The organism is Dyadobacter sp. CY351 (genome assembly GCF_021502625.1).
Taxonomy (GTDB): domain Bacteria; phylum Bacteroidota; class Bacteroidia; order Cytophagales; family Spirosomataceae; genus Dyadobacter; species Dyadobacter chenhuakuii.
This window is the reverse complement of sequence record NZ_JAKFFU010000013.1, coordinates 149,591-169,721: the sequence shown is the minus strand read 5'-3', so window position 1 is coordinate 169,721 and position 20,131 is coordinate 149,591. Positions and strand designations below refer to the sequence as shown.

20 protein-coding genes are annotated in these 20,131 nt (G+C 46.4%); 11 read left to right on the top strand and 9 right to left on the bottom strand.

Going from position 1 to position 20,131, the window contains the following annotated elements; genetic code table 11:
- Window positions 1-108 precede the first annotated feature (108 nt).
- From L0660_RS22655 to L0660_RS22635, 5 genes are all read left to right on the top strand, one after another.
- Complete coding sequence (locus L0660_RS22655) at window positions 109-1,476, top strand: DUF1080 domain-containing protein (protein WP_235161429.1); 1,368 nt, start codon at window positions 109-111, stop codon at window positions 1,474-1,476.
- Between the two features lie 123 nt (window positions 1,477-1,599).
- Window positions 1,600-2,940: a Gfo/Idh/MocA family protein gene (locus L0660_RS22650; RefSeq protein ID WP_026630409.1), complete on the top strand. Its 1,341-nt coding sequence runs from the start codon at window positions 1,600-1,602 to the stop codon at window positions 2,938-2,940.
- Window positions 2,941-2,961: 21 nt separating this feature from the next.
- Window positions 2,962-3,999, top strand: coding sequence for a PmoA family protein (locus tag L0660_RS22645; protein ID WP_409013466.1), 1,038 nt, complete (start codon window positions 2,962-2,964; stop codon window positions 3,997-3,999).
- Between the two features lie 93 nt (window positions 4,000-4,092).
- On the top strand, window positions 4,093-4,575 hold the full coding sequence (locus L0660_RS22640) for a DUF6934 family protein (RefSeq protein ID WP_235161428.1): 483 nt from the start codon (window positions 4,093-4,095) through the stop codon (window positions 4,573-4,575).
- A gap of 33 nt (window positions 4,576-4,608) precedes the next feature.
- Entirely contained in the window at window positions 4,609-4,764 is a 156-nt protein-coding gene (locus L0660_RS22635) for a hypothetical protein (protein ID WP_233796005.1), read from the top strand.
- Between the two features lie 19 nt (window positions 4,765-4,783).
- On the opposite strand, the gene L0660_RS22630 is transcribed toward L0660_RS22635, so the two are convergent.
- Window positions 4,784-5,224, bottom strand: coding sequence for a cupin domain-containing protein (locus L0660_RS22630; RefSeq protein ID WP_235161427.1), 441 nt, complete (start codon window positions 5,222-5,224; stop codon window positions 4,784-4,786).
- A 171-nt stretch (window positions 5,225-5,395) separates the two neighbouring features.
- Between L0660_RS22630 and L0660_RS22625 the strand changes: the two genes are divergently transcribed.
- Both L0660_RS22625 and L0660_RS22620 read left to right on the top strand, forming a co-directional pair.
- Complete coding sequence (locus L0660_RS22625; RefSeq protein WP_235126062.1) at window positions 5,396-5,809, top strand: Dabb family protein; 414 nt, start codon at window positions 5,396-5,398, stop codon at window positions 5,807-5,809.
- A gap of 24 nt (window positions 5,810-5,833) precedes the next feature.
- Complete coding sequence (locus L0660_RS22620) at window positions 5,834-7,603, top strand: glycoside hydrolase family 9 protein (protein WP_235161426.1); 1,770 nt, start codon at window positions 5,834-5,836, stop codon at window positions 7,601-7,603.
- A 4-nt stretch (window positions 7,604-7,607) separates the two neighbouring features.
- On the opposite strand, the gene L0660_RS22615 is transcribed toward L0660_RS22620, so the two are convergent.
- Window positions 7,608-7,820, bottom strand: a complete 213-nt coding sequence (locus tag L0660_RS22615) for a hypothetical protein (RefSeq protein WP_233796008.1) — start codon at window positions 7,818-7,820, stop codon at window positions 7,608-7,610.
- Window positions 7,821-7,988: 168 nt separating this feature from the next.
- Between L0660_RS22615 and L0660_RS22610 the strand changes: the two genes are divergently transcribed.
- Window positions 7,989-9,347 carry an acyl-CoA dehydrogenase family protein gene (locus L0660_RS22610; protein ID WP_235161425.1) on the top strand — a complete coding sequence of 453 codons (1,359 nt, stop codon included), beginning with the start codon at window positions 7,989-7,991 and terminating at the stop codon, window positions 9,345-9,347.
- Between the two features lie 145 nt (window positions 9,348-9,492).
- On the opposite strand, the gene L0660_RS22605 is transcribed toward L0660_RS22610, so the two are convergent.
- Both L0660_RS22605 and L0660_RS22600 read right to left on the bottom strand, forming a co-directional pair.
- Window positions 9,493-9,891, bottom strand: a complete 399-nt coding sequence (locus L0660_RS22605; protein WP_235161424.1) for a hypothetical protein — start codon at window positions 9,889-9,891, stop codon at window positions 9,493-9,495.
- 130 nt (window positions 9,892-10,021) lie between these two features.
- On the bottom strand, window positions 10,022-10,759 hold the full coding sequence (locus tag L0660_RS22600; RefSeq protein ID WP_233796011.1) for a 1-acyl-sn-glycerol-3-phosphate acyltransferase: 738 nt from the start codon (window positions 10,757-10,759) through the stop codon (window positions 10,022-10,024).
- A gap of 140 nt (window positions 10,760-10,899) precedes the next feature.
- Between L0660_RS22600 and L0660_RS22595 the strand changes: the two genes are divergently transcribed.
- On the top strand, window positions 10,900-11,883 hold the full coding sequence (locus tag L0660_RS22595) for an acyl-ACP desaturase (RefSeq protein WP_233796012.1): 984 nt from the start codon (window positions 10,900-10,902) through the stop codon (window positions 11,881-11,883).
- Window positions 11,884-11,966: 83 nt separating this feature from the next.
- Here the strand turns inward: L0660_RS22595 and L0660_RS22590 are convergent, their stop codons facing one another.
- Both L0660_RS22590 and L0660_RS22585 read right to left on the bottom strand, forming a co-directional pair.
- Window positions 11,967-13,958, bottom strand: a complete 1,992-nt coding sequence (locus tag L0660_RS22590; protein WP_235161423.1) for a gliding motility-associated C-terminal domain-containing protein — start codon at window positions 13,956-13,958, stop codon at window positions 11,967-11,969.
- A gap of 237 nt (window positions 13,959-14,195) precedes the next feature.
- Entirely contained in the window at window positions 14,196-15,650 is a 1,455-nt protein-coding gene (locus L0660_RS22585) for a S41 family peptidase (protein ID WP_235161422.1), read from the bottom strand.
- A 174-nt stretch (window positions 15,651-15,824) separates the two neighbouring features.
- Between L0660_RS22585 and L0660_RS22580 the strand changes: the two genes are divergently transcribed.
- Both L0660_RS22580 and L0660_RS22575 read left to right on the top strand, forming a co-directional pair.
- Window positions 15,825-16,064 carry a DUF433 domain-containing protein gene (locus L0660_RS22580; RefSeq protein ID WP_233796015.1) on the top strand — a complete coding sequence of 80 codons (240 nt, stop codon included), beginning with the start codon at window positions 15,825-15,827 and terminating at the stop codon, window positions 16,062-16,064.
- Entirely contained in the window at window positions 16,048-16,371 is a 324-nt protein-coding gene (locus L0660_RS22575; protein WP_235161421.1) for a DUF5615 family PIN-like protein, read from the top strand. Before L0660_RS22580 ends, L0660_RS22575 begins: the two co-directional genes overlap by 17 nt.
- Window positions 16,372-16,384: 13 nt before the next feature.
- Here L0660_RS22575 and iolE read toward each other — a convergent pair whose 3' ends face one another.
- Genes iolE through L0660_RS22560 form a run of 3 tightly spaced genes read right to left on the bottom strand, consistent with a single transcriptional unit; the run spans window position 16,385 to window position 20,125 of the window.
- Window positions 16,385-17,287 (bottom strand): myo-inosose-2 dehydratase, encoded by a 903-nt coding sequence (iolE, locus tag L0660_RS22570; RefSeq protein ID WP_235161420.1) that lies wholly within the window; start codon window positions 17,285-17,287, stop codon window positions 16,385-16,387.
- A gap of 3 nt (window positions 17,288-17,290) precedes the next feature.
- The gene (gene iolD, locus L0660_RS22565; RefSeq protein ID WP_235161419.1) at window positions 17,291-19,156 is read right to left on the bottom strand and encodes a 3D-(3,5/4)-trihydroxycyclohexane-1,2-dione acylhydrolase (decyclizing); all 1,866 of its coding nucleotides are present in this window, start codon (window positions 19,154-19,156) and stop codon (window positions 17,291-17,293) included.
- Window positions 19,157-19,180: 24 nt separating this feature from the next.
- Entirely contained in the window at window positions 19,181-20,125 is a 945-nt protein-coding gene (locus tag L0660_RS22560; protein WP_235161418.1) for a class II fructose-bisphosphate aldolase, read from the bottom strand.
- Between the last annotated feature and the right edge of the window lie 6 nt (window positions 20,126-20,131).

The following is a 20,131-nucleotide window of genomic DNA, read 5'->3' as shown; positions in this document are numbered from 1 at the left end:
TGTTAAAAAGTAAGGGTAACGTATGCAAAATATCGTTACATTGATAATGTACGGAAGTCCATTTTAGTCCGTTACTTAGGTCATTTATCAAACAGAGTTCCTTTTAAAATGAAAAAACAAAGATTACCGCTGACCATTTTACTTCTTTTGGTCACCCTGACATTCGCGAATGCGCAAAAATCGAAAGACGGATGGGAGAATCTTTTCAACGGAAAAGACCTTACCGGCTGGAAACAATTGAATGGAAAAGCTAAATATGAAGTCAAAGACGGCGCCATTGTTGGAACGTCTGTCAGCGATACGCCTAATTCTTTCCTTACAACTGAGAAGGATTACGGTGATTTCATTTTTGAATGTGATGTTAAAGTGGATAACAAGCTCAACTCCGGCATTCAGATCAGGAGCTTGTCCAAACCAGAATATCAAAACGGCCGCGTGCATGGTTACCAGGTTGAAATCGACCCGAGCGACCGCGCTTACTCAGCCGGACTTTATGACGAAGCACGCCGCGGGTGGCTATATCCGCTGGATTTGAACCCGGAGGCAAAAAAAGCATTTAAAAAAGACGCCTGGAACAAATACCGCATTGAAGCAATCGGAACTTCAATACGCACATTCCTGAACGGCGTTCCCGTTGCACACGTGATTGACGATATGACGCCTAGCGGATTTATCTGCCTGCAAGTGCACGCCATTGGCAGCAAAGACCTGGAAGGAACAAAGGTTAGCTGGAAAAATGTAAGGATCAAAACTTCAAATCTTAAGCCAAGCCCGGCAGCCAACATCCGCATTGTAAACCTGATCCCTAATTCCCTGAATGCTGCGGAAAAAGCGCAGGGTTATTCATTGCTTTATGACGGAAAAACGGTCGATCAATGGCGCTCATACGGCGGAACGGATTTCCCTTCCAAACGCTGGAATTATGCAGACGGAACGATTACCATCTCAAAATCAGACGGTTCCGAAACAGGAAATGACATTGTTACCAAAAAATTATACGGCCCGGCATTTGAGTTTGAATTTGATTTTAAACTTACCGAAGGCGCTAACAGTGGTGTAAAATATTTTGTAGACCAAAAATTCAATTCGGGTGGGAAATCAGGCATTGGCTGTGAATATCAGGTGCTGGACGATGAGAAACATCCGGATGCGAAGCTCGGCAAAAACGGGAACCGTACTATCGCGTCGTTTTACGATGTAATCCCTGCCGACAGACCGAGAAATGCTGTGAAAAAGATTGGAGAATGGAACCAGGGAAGGATTGTGGTGCAGAAGGACGGAACGGTTCAGCACTTTTTGAACGGTTATAAAGTGGTGGAATACGTGCGTGGTTCGCAGCAGTTCAAGGATTTTGTGGCCGAATCCAAGTTCAAAGGTTTCGAAGGATTTGGCTTGTCTCAGCAAGGTAATCTGCTTTTGCAGGACCACGGCGACAATGTTTCCTTCCGCAGTTTGAAAATTAAGGAGACCAAATAAAGCGCTCCGGTTTAAAAAAGAATATTTTTCAAGAGTAGATAAAAGTCCTTAGGTTTTTTACAACTGATTGCCCGCCAAACTCGCGGCACATTAACTGAAAATTAACTTTTTAAGATCAATATCATGACAAGCAGGAGGGATTTTATAAAAAATGCAGCACTGGCTTCGGCGGGTGTTGCGGTTGGTTCAAATGCTTTTAGCGCAGCAAGTTACCGGAAAATTTTGGGCGCGAATGATCGCGTACGTGTGGGGATTATTGGTTTTTCCGATCGTTTCCGCAGCTCGCTGGCCCCAAGCTTTTCTGATCATGCAAAAGAACTGAACTTTGAGTTTATGGGCGTATCCGACCTTTGGAACCGCCGCCGTGATGAAGCTGAGGCGTTTATGAAAGGAAAGCCTTACGCATCTGCGGAATTTGCAAAAGCAAGAAACAACGAAGAACTGCTGGGTCGTAAGGATGTGGACGCGGTAATCATCAGCACGGCAGATTTCCAGCATGCATTGCATTGTGCGGAAGCCGTGAAATCGGGCCGTGATGTATATGTTGAGAAACCATTTGCCGAAACATTGGAAGATGCGAAAATCGCTTTGAAGGCTGTTGAAGCGTCCAAGCAAATTGTGCAGGTGGGTTCGCAGCGTCGCAGTGCACCTAACTATTGGGCTGCTTATGAATACATTAAATCGGGCAAATTTGGCGACATTACCACGGTGGAAATGACCTGGAATGTAAACCAGCCTGGCCGGTGGAGACGTAAAGAGCTAGTTTCCCAAATCAGAAAAGAGGATACAGACTGGGACCGCTTCCTGATGAACCGTCCGAAAGTGGCATGGAACCCACGCTTCTATCTTGAATTCCGCTTGTTTTATCCATATTCTTCTGGGATTCCAGGACAATGGATGGCGCACCAGATTGATACAGTACACTGGTTCTCAGGACTTGATGCACCACGGAATGTTGTAGCCAATGGTGGTGTTTATACCTGGAAAGATGGCCGCACGAATGTGGATACATTCAGCGCCGCGTTCGAATACGGACCATTTGATAACAAGGAAAAAGGCTTCCAGGTGATTTATTCATCCCGTTTCAATAACGAAGCAGGCGGCGTGAAGGAATATTACTACTCTAATGGAGGAATGATCAACCTCGACACCAACAAGATCACTCCCGAAGGCGGTTTGAAAGCAAAAGATGCCAAAGGAATGGGCATGGAAGCCAACTTGCTGACGGAAATGTCGTTGAAAGCAGGCGATAAAATTGCAACAGACGCCAACACCGGCGGAGATCCGATGACTTCACTTCACATGCGCAACTGGATGGAATGTATCCGCAGCCGTAAAGAAAGCAATGCGCCTGCGCGTGTTGGCTTCAATCACTCGGTAGCGAACATTATGGCCACCCAGGCGCTTCATACAGGCAAGCGCGTGAGCTGGGATCCTAAGAAGAAAGACATTGTTTTAAGCTAAACGACATTGAACGTGAACGTTATAACGAAGGGCATTGCAGTAACCGCGCTTTCTGTTTTTGCAGCAGGTGGGTTGGTGCAAGCTCAAAAAGTGGATCTGGTTAATAATGAGAAGGAAAAGAAGGTTGAAGTCAAAATCGACGGCAAAGCTTTTACATCTTATTTCTATCCGGGTGAAGATAAATTGAAAAAAGCGGTGCTCTATCCCGTTCAAACGGCAAAAGGCACACTCATTACCAGAGGCTGGCCACTCGATCCTAGACCGGGTGAGCGCGTCGATCACCCGCACCATGTCGGGATCTGGCTCAATTATGAGGATGTCAACGGCAATGATTACTGGAATAATTCCGACGCCGTTGACCACGCAAAACGTGCTTACGGGACCATTGTTCACACCGGCATCAAATCCATGAAAGGTGGAAAAGACAAAGGTGAGCTGACGGTAACCGCAGATTGGAAGGATAAAAATGGTGTCCTCACATTAAAGGAAACCACAACCTATCATTTCAGCGGCAAAGGCGATCAGCGCATCATAGACCGCTCCACAACATTAACCGCCGTGCTGGACGAAGTGGCCATGCCCGACATTAAGGACGGAATGTTTGCGATCCGTGTAGCCCGCGAGCTGGAATTGCCTTCCAACAAACCTGAGATCTTCACAGACGCCAGCGGCATTGCCACCAAGGTTCCGGTCATGAACAACGAAGGAATCAGTGGAAATTACCGCAACAGCAATGGAGTGGAGGGAGAGGATGTTTGGGGCGAGCGCGCCATCTGGTGCAACCTCACAGGAAAGATCAAAGACGAAAACATCAGCGTCGCCATGATCGATCACCCGAAAAACGTAGGTTATCCAGCTTACTGGCACGCCCGCGGCTACGGTCTTTTCGCCGTAAATCCATTAGGAATGAAAGCCCTGAGCAACGGAAAAGAAACACTGAATTTCAAACTAAAAAAAGGCGAATCCACCACATTCCGTTATCGCCTGGTAATCGCCTCAGAGCATTTAAAAGACGAAGCGATCAACACCATGGCAGCAGACTACGCGAAGACGAAGTAGTAAAGTCCATTAATTTATTCTTGCCAAAAGCGTCGCAGTATTCTGTGGCGCTTTTTTGGTATTATTGTGGCTCATTACACACTATGATTTTTTATGAAGGTTGAGAATTATCAAGTCGAGAGGCTAAGTGCGCGTATCTATCAATTCCATAGCGATGGCGTTCGTGGGAACATTGAAATGATCATTATCTTTACGCCGCTACGCGACAATGCATACAATCTAGGATTTGGTGTTTGGAATGAGTTACTCGAGAAGGTCGATGATTCCATTGAAACGCGTAATGGTGACACGGACAAGATTCTTGGAACTGTAGCTCATACAACTCTGAATTTTCTTAGTGAAATTCCCGAAGCTAATATTTACGCGACTGGCAGCTGCCCAATGCGAACCCGGAAATACCAAATGGGTATCAACAAACATTTAAGGGATTTAAAGGAAATTTACAAAGTGCAGGGTTTGGTATTGGACATACATTGTCCCGATGCGCGTATCGGAGCTATTCCCGACTGGCAGGGTGAATGGCAAAATTTAGAACCAGGAGTGAATTACGACGCCTTTTTGCTATCCCTCAAATGATTTTATATTTTTACTTAAACAAAACTAATCACTATGGACACAACACTTGAAAAAACAAAAGACGCCGAGGCAGAAAAGGCACTTGCAAGAAAAATCGAAATAATTACTGCCCACTTCGAGAAAAAATCAGAAAAGATGCGGGCGCTTTTGGAAGCTTACCCTGTCCCTGAAAAATTTTTAAAGAAGTAGTAATCCGATAATCACCTAGTTACTTCCGTATCCCAGCAGAGTGCCAGCTAAATACATGGTATGTCGTTGGCGTTTTGCCTACGTTTTTGATGGAGTGCATTTGGTTGGAGGCTTGGAAAATGACGGAGCCGGGGCCTACTTGCTTCATTTTGCCGTTGACCAGCGCTTCAACGGTCCCTTCTTTGATAATGATAATTTCTTCTTCGGGGTGTTTGTGCGGCGGGTGCGAGCTGTCGCCTGGGTTTAATGTTGTTATATGACATTCCAGTTCGTCCAATGTCGCTGTTTGTGAGCGAAAGACGGTCCTTACCGCTCCGGTTTTGGTGGTTTTTGCCTCCATATCATTCCAGTCAAAAATGGACGAGTCGAGGATGGCCCTGGGAGAGGCAGCGAATATGCAGGTTATGGTGAGGCAGGCTGTGAAAGCCGCAATGCCCAAATCCCTTTTCGTGATGTACATGATGTTGGCAGGTCTGATGTATTTTTACATAAAGACCTGCTTTTTTAAATCTTACCATGAACGCCTGGTTTGAAAAGATTGGAAAGAAGTTGTATTCTTGGTGTTGATTAACATTGGAATTGCTAATTTTTAAATCCTTCCCGATCAGAACTGGGATACTCGCTTAATAACATGGAAGACAAATCAAGACGGAAGTTTTTGCAAAATGCCGGACTGGCCACAATCGCTTCAATTTCCCCACTCGCAGCCGAGCCGGAAAAAGTAAAGGAGCTGTTTATTCACCACGTTTATTTTTACCTGAAAGATCCTCATAATGCACAGGATGAGGCGAAATTGCTGGAAGGTTTAAACAAGCTGGCAAAAGTCCCGACGATCCAATATGTACATATCGGGAAACCTGCAGAGACAAACCGGTCTGTTATTGTAAGAGATTACACATTTTCATGGATGTGTTTTTTTAAAAATATCATCGAAGAGGAAATCTATCAGACGCACCCGATCCACCTGGAATTTGTTAAGGATTATGCGCATTTGTGGGAAAAAGTGGTTGTTTACGATTCGGTAGGACCAAAAAAAGTAGGGTAGCACAATCAGTCAAAAATTAAGTCCATGCAGCCGTTCCCGCTCTTTAAATACCAGATTGCCCTCGTTTTCATTTGTTCAATTATTGGTTTGGCGCTGCCTGCTTCCGGTCAGAATGTGCCCGATCCGGTACGTTTAAATCAGGTCGGATTTTATCCTGATGCAGAGAAAATTGCCGTTGTACTTGGTGAGAAACAAACGGCTTTTCAACTGAAAGATGTTGCAACCGGGAAAACGGTTTTCAAAGGTAAACTGAGCGAGCCCCGGACCAATCAGCATTCGGGGAAAATGAGCCGGATCGCAAATTTTTCGAACGTTCGTAAGGCGGGGAAATATGTTTTGGAAGTTCCGTCTCTGGGCAAATCTGCGCCATTTGAAATCAGGGATCATGTTTATAAAGATGTTGCCGCTGCATCGCTTAAAGGCTTTTATTACCAGCGGGCCTCTGTGGAGTTGCCCAAAAAGTTTGCAGGTAAGTGGTCACGCCCAGCCGGACACCCCGACGATAAGGTTTTGATCCACGCTTCTGCTGTTTCTGAGGGAAAGGCGGAGAACGCAGTAATCAGCTCAACAAGAGGCTGGTATGATGCAGGAGATTATAATAAATACATCGTCAATTCCGGCATCACAATGGGCACGCTGCTGTCATTGTATGAAGATTATCCGTCTTTTTGCGAAAATTTCATCACTAACATTCCCGAGAGCAACAACGGTGTTCCCGACCTGCTGGACGAAGCACTGTACAATTTGCGTTGGATGCTAACAATGCAGGATCCTGCGGATGGTGGGGTTTACCACAAATTAACAAATCCAAGGTTTGACGGCATGGTCATGCCCGATGCTTGCAAAAATCCGCGTTATGTTGTTCAGAAAGGCACGGCTGCCACATTGGATTTTGTTGCTGTTATGGCCCAATCGGGGCGTATTTTCAAGAATTTTGACAATAAATTTCCAGGTCTTTCCGATTCCTGTGTTACTGCCGCCGTGACAGGCTGGGAGTGGGCCAAAAAGAATCGTGCGGTGCTTTATAATCAGGATGAAATGAATAAAAAGTTTGATCCGGACGTTGTGACAGGCGCATATGGCGACCGGAATGTGAATGATGAATGGATCTGGGCTGCGGCGGAAATGTACGCGCTCACTAAAAAATCCGACTACTTGAAAGACATTGCATTTCAAGCCGACCAGCCCATGCCGTTGCCCACTTGGAGTCAGGTCAAAACCTTGGGTTATTACACGATGATCAGGTTTGCGGATGAACTCAAAACTGATCCAGCATTAACCAAAAGCCTGAAAACGAATATTATTTCTTTTGCAGATAATCTGCTTCAAGACCTGGAAAAGCAACCATATCACACGGTCATGGGCAAAACGGCCAAGGATTATGCTTGGGGCAGCAGTTCAGTGGCGGCCAACCAGGGAATAGCATTGCTTTACGCTTTTAAACTCACAAAAAATCCGAAATACGCACTGGCCGCACAGGGAAACCTGGATTATTTGCTGGGCAGGAATGCAACGGGATACTCATTTCTGACGGGATTTGGATCAAAACGCGTTATGCATCCGCACCATCGGCTGTCTGTTGCCGATGGCGTCGTTGATCCTGTTCCGGGACTTTTATCAGGTGGTCCCAATCCGGCTCAGCAGGACAAGTGCACGACCTATACCAGCAAATTTGCAGATGAGTCGTTCACGGATGACGATTGTTCCTATGCTTCCAATGAGATTGCGATCAACTGGAATGCACCCATGGTTTACCTCGCCGCCGCATTGGAAGCATTGTCGGAGATGAAATGACAGCTTATTGTTTAGTTGATTTGACGGGCACGGTTGGAGGCGTTTCGTTATAACCTTTCTTGCCCGTCATATTTTCTTCTTCCGACTCCCTGGCCGCTTCTTTCGAAAGGGTTTTCGAAGGTTTTGCGCTGTCGTCTTTTTGCTTCTCTTTGCCTTTTGGTCCTCCATGTGTCGGTGAGCCGCCTTCTACATTTTCTTTATTTGCTTGCGTTGCCATATTCGTCTGATTTTTCAGGTTAATGCTCAATTTTCATACCCAAGGCCTATACGTTTCCGATGATTATTAAATTCTACACATTGAAACGATTTCTTTCGGATGGAATAGATTCCCGGGAAACGGGACTTTGTCTAGAAAGAAAAATTGCAATCAACTAAAATCAGCATTATGGGATTTCTTGAATCATTTTCCGACATACGAACATTACTTAAAAACATTGATCTGGATGCGCTGGGAAAGCTTTCCAAGAAGGTGGACCTAAATAGAATGATGGGTGTCGTGTCTAAAATGAGTGAGGAAGATCTTGGGAAAATGTTGAAGTTCATGGAAGCGGGATCGGGCAAAAAGAAGGCGCCGCCGGTTGTTAATGGCGATTTCTACGAGCTTAGCGCCACATTAACAGGGGAGGATCGCGAAATTCAGCTGAAAGTGCGTGACTTTATGGAAACGGAAATCAGGCCCATCGCAAACGAGTATTGGAATAAAGCCCATTTTCCGATGCACATTATTCCGTTGATGGCTAAGCTGAACATCAGCGGGCTTACTTATAAGGGTTACGGCTGCGCAGGCAAATCCGCTTTGCTGGAAGGGTTTGTAGCGATGGAAATGGCACGTGTGGATTCATCCATTTCAACCTTTTTCGGCGTCCACAGCGGACTGGCGATGGGTTCGATTTACTTATGCGGCTCGGAGGAGCAGAAGCAACATTGGCTGCCGATTATGCAGCGGATGGAAATTATCGGGGCATTTGGATTAACCGAGCCGGAAGTAGGATCGGGAGTGGCAGGCGGACTTACTACAACCTGTGAACGCATTGGGGATGAATGGGTTATCAATGGTCAGAAGAAATGGATCGGTAATGCAACGTTTTCGGACATTACCATCATCTGGGCGAGAGATCTGGCTGATAATCAGGTAAAAGGGTTTATCGTAAAAAAAGAAAATCCAGGGTTTGTAGCGGAGAAAATGCAGGACAAAATGGCGCTGCGGACGGTCCAGAATGCTTTGATCACTTTGACGGATTGTAAAGTGCCGGAAACAGACCGCCTTCAAAATGCTAATTCGTTTAAAGATACGGCCAATGTGTTGCGCATGACCCGCGCTGGCGTGGCCTGGCAGGCAGTAGGTTGCGGACGCGGCGCTTATGAGCTTGCATTGAAATATACATTGGAAAGAAAACAATTTGGCCGCCCGATTGCCGGATTCCAGCTCGTACAGGATCTTTTGGTAACCATGCTCGGTGATCTTACGGCCATGCAAACATTGGTTTACAGACTGTCTCAACTACAAGACAGCGGCGTGCTTACCGACGAACATGCGTCCCTTGCAAAGGTTTTCAGCACATTGCGCATGCGATCAATTGTGGATCACGCGCGGGAGCTGTTCGGCGGAAACGGGATTTTGCTGGAATATGACATTGCACGTTTCGTCGCGGATGCAGAGGCGATCTATTCTTACGAAGGAACCAAAGAGATCAATTCGCTCATTGTCGGGCGCGCCATTACAGGGGAAAGCGCTTTTGTTTAAAATTTTAAAAACGGCAGAAATCACAGTCAGGCAAGCTGTTATACGGCAGAAACGGGTCACCTGTAATCATGATCAAAAAAAACATCCGGTCAACCGACCGGATGTTTTCCAAATTACCCTAAACCTTCAACTGCCATTTAATTGCTTAATATCTGCCTCTGTTGTCACGGGCCCAGCCATCGCTGCGGCGATCGCTCATTCTGCGTGTGTCGGCCATTAATCCTTCCAGATCTTCACGGAGGATCCGGGTTTCTCTTGGTGACAACCTTCCGCGGTGGCTGTATTCTCTCTCGCGGGCCTCGATACGCTCGTAGCGGTTCATCAGCGCGTTAGCTTCCCGGGAAGACAATGTGCCGCGGTTGATTCCGGCCGCAATGCGTTGGCGCGCTTCGCGTTGGAGATAGTTGATCTCAGATCCGCCCCGCTCACGATACTCGTAGTGACGGCGGTCACCCCGTTCTGAGTGAGGTGTTGCACCATATTGGGCGAATGCGCTTGTAAATCCTAATGTGACCAGTGCGACTGCAAAAAATATCTTTTTCATGACCAATAAATTTTTAAGTTCATGGGTTAGAGGGCCACAAAAGACATAGGTTTAAATTGCGCTTGTTAATGATTGTTAAGGAAAAAACAACCGTTTAAACGCTGTACAGGACGATTTGATTTTGAGATACTTAACTTTTTGAAATCGAATTTTGGATAGCTTCTTTTGCTTCTGCCAGAATATCTTCTGCTTTTTTTCCGGCAGGCTCGATGCCGGGAAGCACGGTCCAGGAGAGGTGGGAAAATGATTTGAGAGGGAAAATTCCTTTGGGGTTAAATGAGCCAGTCCCATTAATCGCGATCGGAACGATCAATGCATCCGGGGCGCGTTTCAGCAATGTGGCTACGCCGCCCGGGACAAAGGGTTTCATGATGCCACTGGCTGTGCGTGTTCCTTCCGGAAAGATTATGGCAGATGTTTTTTCATCGTGGATGAGTTTACCCAGCCGCGCTATCTCCGTTACAGCTTGTTTGCCATCTTTCCTGTTGATGAGCGCTGCACCGCTTTTTCTCAGGTTATAAGAAATGCTTGGAACGCCTTTTGATAGTTCTATTTTAGATACGAACCGCGGGTGATATTTTCTTAAAAACCAGATGATCGCCGGAATATCGAATGTGCTTTGGTGATTGGCAACAAAAATAATAGGGCGGTTATCAGGCAGCTGCGTCAGATTTTGCAGCGTAATGCGGGAGCCGGTGAGATACAAGCCGTAGGTAAGGAAAAAGTTGAGATAGTCGACAACGGCTTTGTGTACTTTTTTGCCAAAAACATGAAATGCAATAACCTGTAAAACGTGAAAGACGAGAAGGGTTAGGCCAAAATGAGTCAGGTAAATAGCACTAAGAACATAGTCGAGAATTTTTTTCATCCGTTTTTTTCTGCAAAAATAGTTTAAAACTGCTTCGATTATGCTAATTTATCAGCTGTGAAATGATAAAAGTCATTCAAAACTTACATTAAATTCACGTAATTTGTAAATTAACAAACAGAGCTAAAAATAGAAATATAATGGATACCGCACTTTCAGCTGAAAGACTCGAAGTCATGCAACATGTAGGAAAGGACCTGAATGTGCTTATGACGGAATATTTAAAACCAATTGAGGAGAACTGGCAACCGCAGGATTTTTTGCCGGATTCCAGCGATGAAAATTTTTTCAGCGAAGTCAAGTTATTGCAGGAAAGCTGCCGCGAATTACCTTACGACTACATTGCAGTGCTGATCGGAGACACCATTACCGAAGAAGCGCTGCCTACTTATGAATCCTGGTTAATGGATGTAATTGGCGTGGATCAGGTTAATAATCCGTCCGGATGGTCCCAGTGGGTGCGTGCCTGGACAGCGGAGGAAAATCGTCACGGTGATCTTCTGAATAAATATCTTTATTTGTCTGGCCGTGTGAATATGCGCGCTATGGAGGTTTCAACGCAGTTTCTGATCGCAGATGGTTTTGATATCGGGACAGACCGTGATCCTTACCGGAACTTCATTTACACCTCTTTCCAGGAACTGGCAACCAATGTTTCGCACAGAAGAACGGCGACATTGGCCAAGAAATTCGGAAACCCGCACTTGTCCAAAATCTGTGGTGTGATCGCTTCTGACGAAATGCGTCATGCAAAAGCATACAAGGACTTTGTAAGGCGTATTTTAGAGGTGGATCCTTCGGAACTACTTCTGGCCCTCGAAGATATGATGCGTAAAAAGATCGTAATGCCTGCACATTTCCTGCGTGAATCGGGTGTGAAAATGGGTGACACATTCTCTCATTTCTCCGATGCAGCACAAAGGCTCGGGGTATATACAACCAATGATTACATCGAAATTCTTGATAGTTTGTTGATAGAGTGGGAGATAGGCGCCGTTCGGAATATTAACGAAAAGGCTGAGAAAGCCAGAGATTACCTGATGGCGCTGCCCGATAGATTAAAGAGAATTGCAGACCGGACAAGAGTTCCGGAATTGCAATATGAATTCAGCTGGATTAAGTAGCTTGTCACACTGAGCGAGGGCTTCGGCTCCGCTCAGCCGGACAGTGTTTTAAATGAACTGTTCATTAGTTCATTTAAAACACTCTACTTGATCAGCATTACGGATCCATTCTTCCGCATCACCTTTCCCTCGTTGGAGATTCCTTCAATCATCCATACATAAGTCCCGGAAATGGCTTGTTTTCCTGCAAATGTGCCATCCCAGCCCTTATTCATATCTTTGGTGTAAAACATCAATTCCCCCCATCGATTGTATATTTTGAAATAATTAAGGCTGGTAATCTCATTAATCACCGGCATTAAGATCTCATTTTTACCATCACCGTCCGGCGTAAATGCTGTCGGAACATTGAGGTTTTCGCGTCGTCTTACCCGCAGATTAACAGTTGCTTTTCCCGTACAACCCGTCCCTGAAGTAATGAAGACGGTATAACTTTGATCTGCCTGCAGCGTCGCCCGCGGGCTCGGACTCGAAGGATTGGTAAGCCCATCCGGCGGCGACCACGTGAAGGTGGCGTCATTCAGGTTCGTGACTTGCGGCGATGAAGCGACTAGTTGAAAAGGAACATTGACGTCTATCAATGCATCAGGCGTGGTGCGCACCTCAATCGCCGGGGCCACCTGAACCGTAACCGTATCTCTCAGATTGCACACACCTAGCGATGCATTTACAATATATTGTGTTGTGGTTGAGGGACTTGCAACCGGATCCTTTAAGTTTGGATTGTCCAGGCCCACTTGTGTTTCCCAGGTGAATGTTTGCGCGTTGCTGGTTGTGAAAAGCTGCACCGATTCACCTGCACAAACAACCGTGTCGGGAATGGTTTGAACATTGATATTGCTTGAAAATTCAACTTTCACGGGCTCACTGACCACGCATCCATCGCCGTCCTTCATGAAAACTTTATAGTTGGCCGGAAAGAGTTTAAATGTTGCATCTGCCTGATAATTAACGGAATCTATCGAATATTGATACGGCATCGTGCCGCCTTTTCCGGTGATTGCAAGTGTTCCTTCGCTGTTGCCATCGCAGGTTCCGGGTTGTAGCGTGGTGGTAAGGCTCAGGTCACTGACAGCCACTTGCTTAATGTTGGTGATCTCGTTTTGGCATAGCAAATTGGTAATTTTCAGCTGCACATCTTTTTTTCCTGCGCTGTTCCATCTTACCATATAAGGACCCATATCTCGTCCCGAAATAACCTGTGCACCGTCAAAATCCCATTCGAATTTGTAGCCGTCGCCGGGGACCGGGATGGTGCCCGTGTATTTTATTTCAACAATCTGGTCGCTTTTGCAAATGTTGAACGGCACGGTTGAGAAGTCTGCGTTCGGATTTATGTTAGCTGTAAAACAGATATCGGTAAATGTCTTATCCACATCCGTTTTAGAAAAATACCGGTCCGTAAACGACAAATATCCAAAATTAGCCTGCCCCGATTCACAGGAAACCGACTGATCGTCCCGGAAAATATAAATAGGCGTTCCTGCTTTGCCAACGTATCTGCCGTCGGCATCATTATAAGACGCAAAAAGCGTGTTATCTACATATACATCCATAATGCCCGTTTGACCATTTCGCGTGAATGTCAGCAGATAATAAGTGTTTGTATTAAAAAACGGACAGGCACCTGCGATGCCGTAAGGGTAAAAATCAATGCAGCGGTCCGCGGAGCCATTCTTGTCTTTGAAATAAATTCCCTGATCGGATACACCATTTGAAAAGTCAATGATCCGCGCCCACGTTTTGCCCCAATCGGTGGGCTTGACATACATTTGGATGGTGTAGTTGTCTGTTATTGCTCCTTCTGTATTGGGATACATGAGGCCCCAGTTCAGATTATTTTGATAAACTGTACGCCGCACGCCGCATGGTAAAACATCATTTACAAATCCGCCACCAGTAGCCGGAGCGCCACACGCGCCCAGTGCTTTCGCAGGCGTAAGCGCGGGCCCGCACTCGGGAGCTGCCACGTCGAATGTCTCGTAAAACCGGTAAGTATGCTTAACAGTCTGGCCGTAAGAGGTTGACAGAAAGGGGAATGCGCAAAGAAAAAGTAATAGTAATCGTATTTTCATATTCAGCCGAGGCCGGAAGTAAAGAACGTGAGTGACGCTGATAAATCTATAAACGGTAAACAGCCCGATTTATGTCGGAATCTTTGAAGCGGCTAAGTTGTAATGGTTTTTATACTAAAATTACGCTAAATCCCACATATTAGATGTTAGCAGCCCATTATTTGACAGGGGAAATGTTTAAAAAGAAAAGAGGCCCCGTAACCGGAACCTCTTTAACTGCATTGATTTTAGATCGACTTATTGATTAACAGCTTTCAAACTACCGTCCTTGATCATCAGATTTTTTCTGGTTTGCAGATCATCGCGAAGCAACTTCCTGAATGGCTCCACGGTTTTCGCAGCTGCTATTCTGCTGTTTGCAACGGCTGGTACGCCCATCACTTCCAGCGCTTTACGGAAAAGGGTTTCGTTTTCATTCCCGAATGCGCTGTAAGGGACTTTTGAATCTTCCACGATATAGTTGGGCGTAATGCCATCAACGGTTCCGTAGTCCGACTCGTCGTTAGCATTGGCTGTTTGACCCAGCATAACATAAACTCCCCACTTCCAGCGATCCTTATCGTCATCGATCAACGAACCAAACAGGTTTTTACCCGCCGTGTTCTCTCCGATGGTGACCACATTCATGTAAGGTTTTAATCCATTAATAACCAGCTCACTAGCCGAGGCAGTGCCGTTTGAAGTAAGAACGAAAACGCGATTCAGGTTACTGCCAATGTTGTTGGGCTCTGCCTGGAAATTGTAGTTGAGCGCATTAGCACCATTTTGCTTTTGCCAGTAAGCGATGTATTTATCGTTCCATTGCTCTTTGTAAAAGATCTTGGAAGCCGTGATGTTTTTACCAATCAGTGATGCCAATGTATTCGCGGAGCTGATATAACCGCCCGAATTCAAGCGCAGGTCAAGCACCAGTTCGTTCACGCCCTTTGCTTTGAAATCAGCAAAAACCTGGCGCAGTTCTTTATCATACTTGTTCTTATCAGCCTCATTACCAGGAACAAATTGCGTGTATACGAGGTAGCCGATCGTTTTACCAGCAGTCGGCTTGGATATAACGGTAGAAAAGGCAACAGGATCTTCGGTAACCTCCGCTTTTGTGATGGAATATGTCGTATTGGTTGCGATGATTTTACCGTCTTGTAACGCACCCATGGTGAGTTTAATCGTCTCATTTCCGCTTAGTAAGCTGGCGTAATTACTTTGCGTCAGCTGCGTTCCATTCACTTTCAGGATAATGTCACCTCTTTTCAGGCCCGCAGCCGCGGCAGGGCTTCCTTTCACAACATAGTTCAGAAAAGCGCCGATGTCCGACTGACCGTCATCAAGAAAAGAAAGCGAATAACTGATCCCGAAAATTTTGCTGACACCATTGAATTCGTTTTGCAGCGCATCAATGTCGTCTGTCACAGCCGAAAAACGATCGACAGTTTGTCTCTGATAAATCAATTTTTCGAAATAATCATAAGGGCTTGCCGAAGCGTCCAGGCTAGCCTCGGTAGGGAGCTTCTTATACCAAAAATAAGCATCGTCCATCACCTCATACAGCCAGGCATTGATTGCTTTTCTATCAGAGACCGACGTCGTATCCGCCGCAGCGAGCACGTCCGGTTCCACATCTTTATCCTTGCACCCTGCCACCAGCATCCCCAGTGCAAGCGCAAAAAGAAGGTTTAACTTTTTAAGATTTAACATATTAGCAGGTTTGTTGAATTAAGTTGTTTAACGAACTACACTGCTATTACGTATGTCAAAAGCACTTCGTGGCGGCGGGAAGCGTTCCAAACGGGGGAAATACGTGAAATTTAATTGAGATTTAATTAGTGGGAATTTTGTTTAAATTTACAGCATGCGTTAATGCCGGGACTTATGGACATCAAGCAAATTGTGACAATAGATAATGACATTCTGAATGGCCAGCCCGTTTTTAGCGGAACCCGCGTGCCTGTCGAGTCTTTATTTGATCACCTGGAAGCGGGCGTTTCGCTGGACGAATTTCTCGACGATTTCCCAACCGTTAGTAAGGAACAGGCCGTTGGTCTGTTAGAGGTTGCGAGTAAAATAACATCTTCAAAGAACATTGCGGCACTCTATGAAGCTGCTGCTTGACGAGAATCTACCAAAGAGACTTAAAGAAGACTTCCCCGAACACGAGATTTTTACGATCGGTGATATGGGCTGGAACGGTGTCAAAGATTCGCAGTTATTGGCGTTACTGAAAGAAAACGGCTTTCATGCGTTGCTTACTTTCGACAAGAACATGCGTTATCAGCAAAACTTTAAAGCTTACCCAGTAACCGTTTTTGTTTTATCTGCCAAAATCAATTCTTATTCAGAGCTTTCAAAATTATCGCCACAGGTCCGGGATTATCTCAAAAAATCAAGACTTCCGTTTGGGCCGGTGGCGATCATGTAATGTTTTGTTTATCTTAAATGCCTGTCAATCCCTTAAAAAACTTCCTCGCGATCATAGCATATTCCAACGGATTCGCCTTGGCGGGATCTTGTTCGGCTTCGAGGACGATCCAGCCGTGGTAATCGCTTTCTTTGATGATAGCAAAAAGGGATGGGAAATCAATGCAGCCTTCGGGATCTCCGGGGACCGTGAAAACGCCGCTTTTCACGGCTGTCAGGAAGCTAAGCTTTTCGTCGTGAACACGTTGCAAAATGCTCGGGCGTACGTCTTTTAAATGAATATGCGCCGTGCGGCCAATGTATTTTTGAAGCGCAACTGCCGGATCTTCGCCTGCGAAATGGAAATGTCCGCAGTCGTAATTCAGGAACACATTTTCGGGATCGGTTTCATTTAAGAGGCGATCCGTTTCTTCGATTGTTTGAATGCAGGTTCCCATGTGATGGTGAAAAGCCAGCTTCATGCCGCGGTCACGGGCGATTTTGCCCAGCTCATTCAGGCCGAAGGTGAAGCTGCCCCATTCTTCCTTGGTATGCAACATACCTTTTCCTTCGAAAACGGGCACATTCATTTGCCCCTGGCAACTGTTCCCCGTTTCACCGCCACCGATCACTTTCGCTCCCATTGTTTCGAGGAAATCAAGCAATGTGGTGAAGTTCTCGCGGTTTTCGGCGAAGGTTCTGGTCGTTAGCTCGTAGCTATTCCATTGGTTGCAAATCTGCAAACCTCTCAATTCCAATGCTTTCTTCAACACATTCGTATCACGTGGAAACTTGTTGCCGACTTCGCAGCCTGTGAAACCGGCCAGCGCCATTTCGCTGATGCATTGCTCAAATGTATTCTCACCGCCCAGTTCGGGCATATCGTCGTTGGTCCAGTTGATGGGCGCAACGCCTAGTTTAATGTTCTCGAAATTCATGGCTTATAAGAAAATGCGCTGTTCTTTTTTGTTCGATTTATATGTTTCAAAGGCCTTTTGCACGCTCGGAGAGGTAGAGACTTCCGCAATCGGTACTTCCCACCAGGCATGGTAACCCTTCACGGTGCGGTAAAGACTGGTTTCAATGTAAATAACCGTCGTGCGATCGGCCGTTTTGGATTGAGCCAACGCATTTGCCAGCGATTCTCGATCTGTCGCACGGATTACATTAGCGCCCAAGCTTTCCGCATTTTTGGCCAAATCCACTGGTAGGAAATCACCTGAAAGTTGTCCCGAATTTTCATCCCGATATTTATACATTGTTCCAAAGCGTTCACTGCCAATGCTTTCTGAAAGACCGCCAATGCTGGCATAACCGTTATTATTCAAAAGCAGGATCGTGAACTTAATGCCTTCCTGAATGGCGGTCACGATTTCGTGGTTGTTCATCAGATAACCGCCATCGCCGCAGATCACGTAAATCTCGCGCGTCGGATCGGCCATTTTTGCACCCATTCCAGCCGCGATCTCATAGCCCATGCAAGAGAAGCCATATTCCAGATGGAAGTTTTTCGGATCCGTTGCACGCCACAACTTGTGTAAATCACCCGGCGCACTACCCGACGCATTGATCATCACATCGCGGTCGTCCATAAAGCTGTTCAACGTTCCGATCACAACTGCCTGATCGATAGGCACAACCGTTCCGTTTCCTTCAGCGTAAATTTGGGTTACTTCGTCGTCCCAGGCTTTGTTAACATCCGCAATGTGCTGGCGATAATTTGCATCAACTTCATAGTCACCCAGTAAGCTAGATAATTCCTCTAAAACCGCCTTCGCATCCCCAATCACCGGCAATGCAGCGTGCTTGAAAGCATCAAATTCACTAATATTAATGTTGATAAACTTTACATCCGGGTTCTTGAATATCGACTTGGAAGCCGTCGTAAAATCGCTGTAACGCGTTCCTATGCCGATTACAACATCGGCTTCGTTCGCAATTTCAATCGCATATTTCGTCCCGGTTGCGCCCAGGCCGCCAATGCTGTAAGGAGCGTCATAACGGACCGCGCCTTTTCCTGCGAATGTCTCACCGACTGGAATGCCCGTTTTACTTGCAAAAGTTTCAAGCACACCACAAGCATCACTGTAAATGGCACCGCCGCCAGCAACTATGACAGGGGTTTTAGAAGTTTTAATCCATTCCGCAGCTTTCTGCAATGTGGTCAAATCTGGTCTCGGCCTGCCGACGTGCCATACTCGTTTCCTGAAAAGTTCTTCCGGGAAGTCGTAGGCATGTGTTTGAACATCCTGCGGCATGGATAATGTTACTGCACCCATTTCCGATTGCGAGGTGAGCACGCGCATCACTTCGGGCAGCGAGTAAATGAGCTGTTCGGGGCGGTTAATGCGGTCCCAGTATTTGGAAACGGGTTTAAAACAATCATTGACAGAAATGTCCTGTGTCGAAGCGCTTTCCAATTGCTGCAAAACCGGATTAGGCTCGCGGGTTGAGAAAATATCTCCGGGCAAAAGCAAAACGGGCAGCCGATTAATGGTCGCCAATGCCGCGCCGGTGATCATATTCGTAGCGCCGGGACCGATGGAGGTCGTGCAAACGAATGCGCCGAGGCGGTTTTTTACTTTCGCATAAGCCACCGCCGTATGCACCATCGATTGCTCGTTGCGGCATTGATAGTAACGAAAATCAGGGTTTTCCTGCAATGCCTGGCCCAATCCAGCCACATTGCCATGCCCGAAAATCCCGAAACAACCGCCGAAGTAAGGCTGTTCCACACCATCGCGCTCGATGAACTGGTTCTTTAAAAATGTGATCGTAGCCTGCGCTACTGTAAGTCTTCTGGTCATTTTGTGATGATTTTGCTTGAATTATCAGGCGAAACTTAAATCGCCGGCCTTGCCCGTGCAACCGAACAGGTCAAACTTTTTCAGCATAAATTTTTTATATTCTTCCATAAAAATTTTCCCCGGCGTGGTCGGAGCGAACTCTTCCGGCTTGTCGCGGAAAAATTCGCGGTTCACCATCGTCCAGAGCAGCCGCGTGTCCGTGGCAATGTTGATCTTGCAAACACCCAGCGGGATCGCCTTCCGGATTTCGTCTTCCTGAACGCCTTTGGCATCCGTTTTCAGATTGCCGCCCGCCGCGTTAATGCGCTCCACAACCTCAGGAATCACATTAGAACCGCCATGCAGCACCAAAGGAAAGCCCGGAAGCCGCTGCTGAATTCCTTCCAAAATGTGAAACTGCAAACCCTGTCCGCCCGAGAACTTGTAAGCGCCATGGCTCGTGCCCACCGCAATGGCCAGACTATCACAATCCGTCGCTTTGACAAAATCCTCAACCTGTTGCGGATTAGTATAAAAAGAATGTGCGGCATCCACCGTCAGATCGTCCTCTACACCCGCCAAAACACCCAATTCGGCTTCCACGCTAATGTTCTTTGCATGCGCACGCGCAACGACTTCCCTCGTCCGAGCCACATTCTGATCAAAATCATCATGACTGGCGTCAATCATCACCGAGGTGTAACCACCCGCTTCAATGGCTTGAAAAATATGTTCTTCAAAACCATGATCCATGTGGATTGCATAGGCTACATCAGGATATATCCGGGCCGCCGCAGCGATCATAGAAAGCAGCATATCGGGGTGCGCATAATCTCTTGCAAACGGGGTCGTTTGCACTATAAATGGCGCTTCCGCTTCCTGAGCCGCTGCGAACAAGCCGTGGATTTCTTCCATGAAAAACACATTCACCGCCGGAATCGCATAGCGGCCATAGCATTTGTCAAAAAGTTGTTTTGTTGTTAAAAGCATAATTTA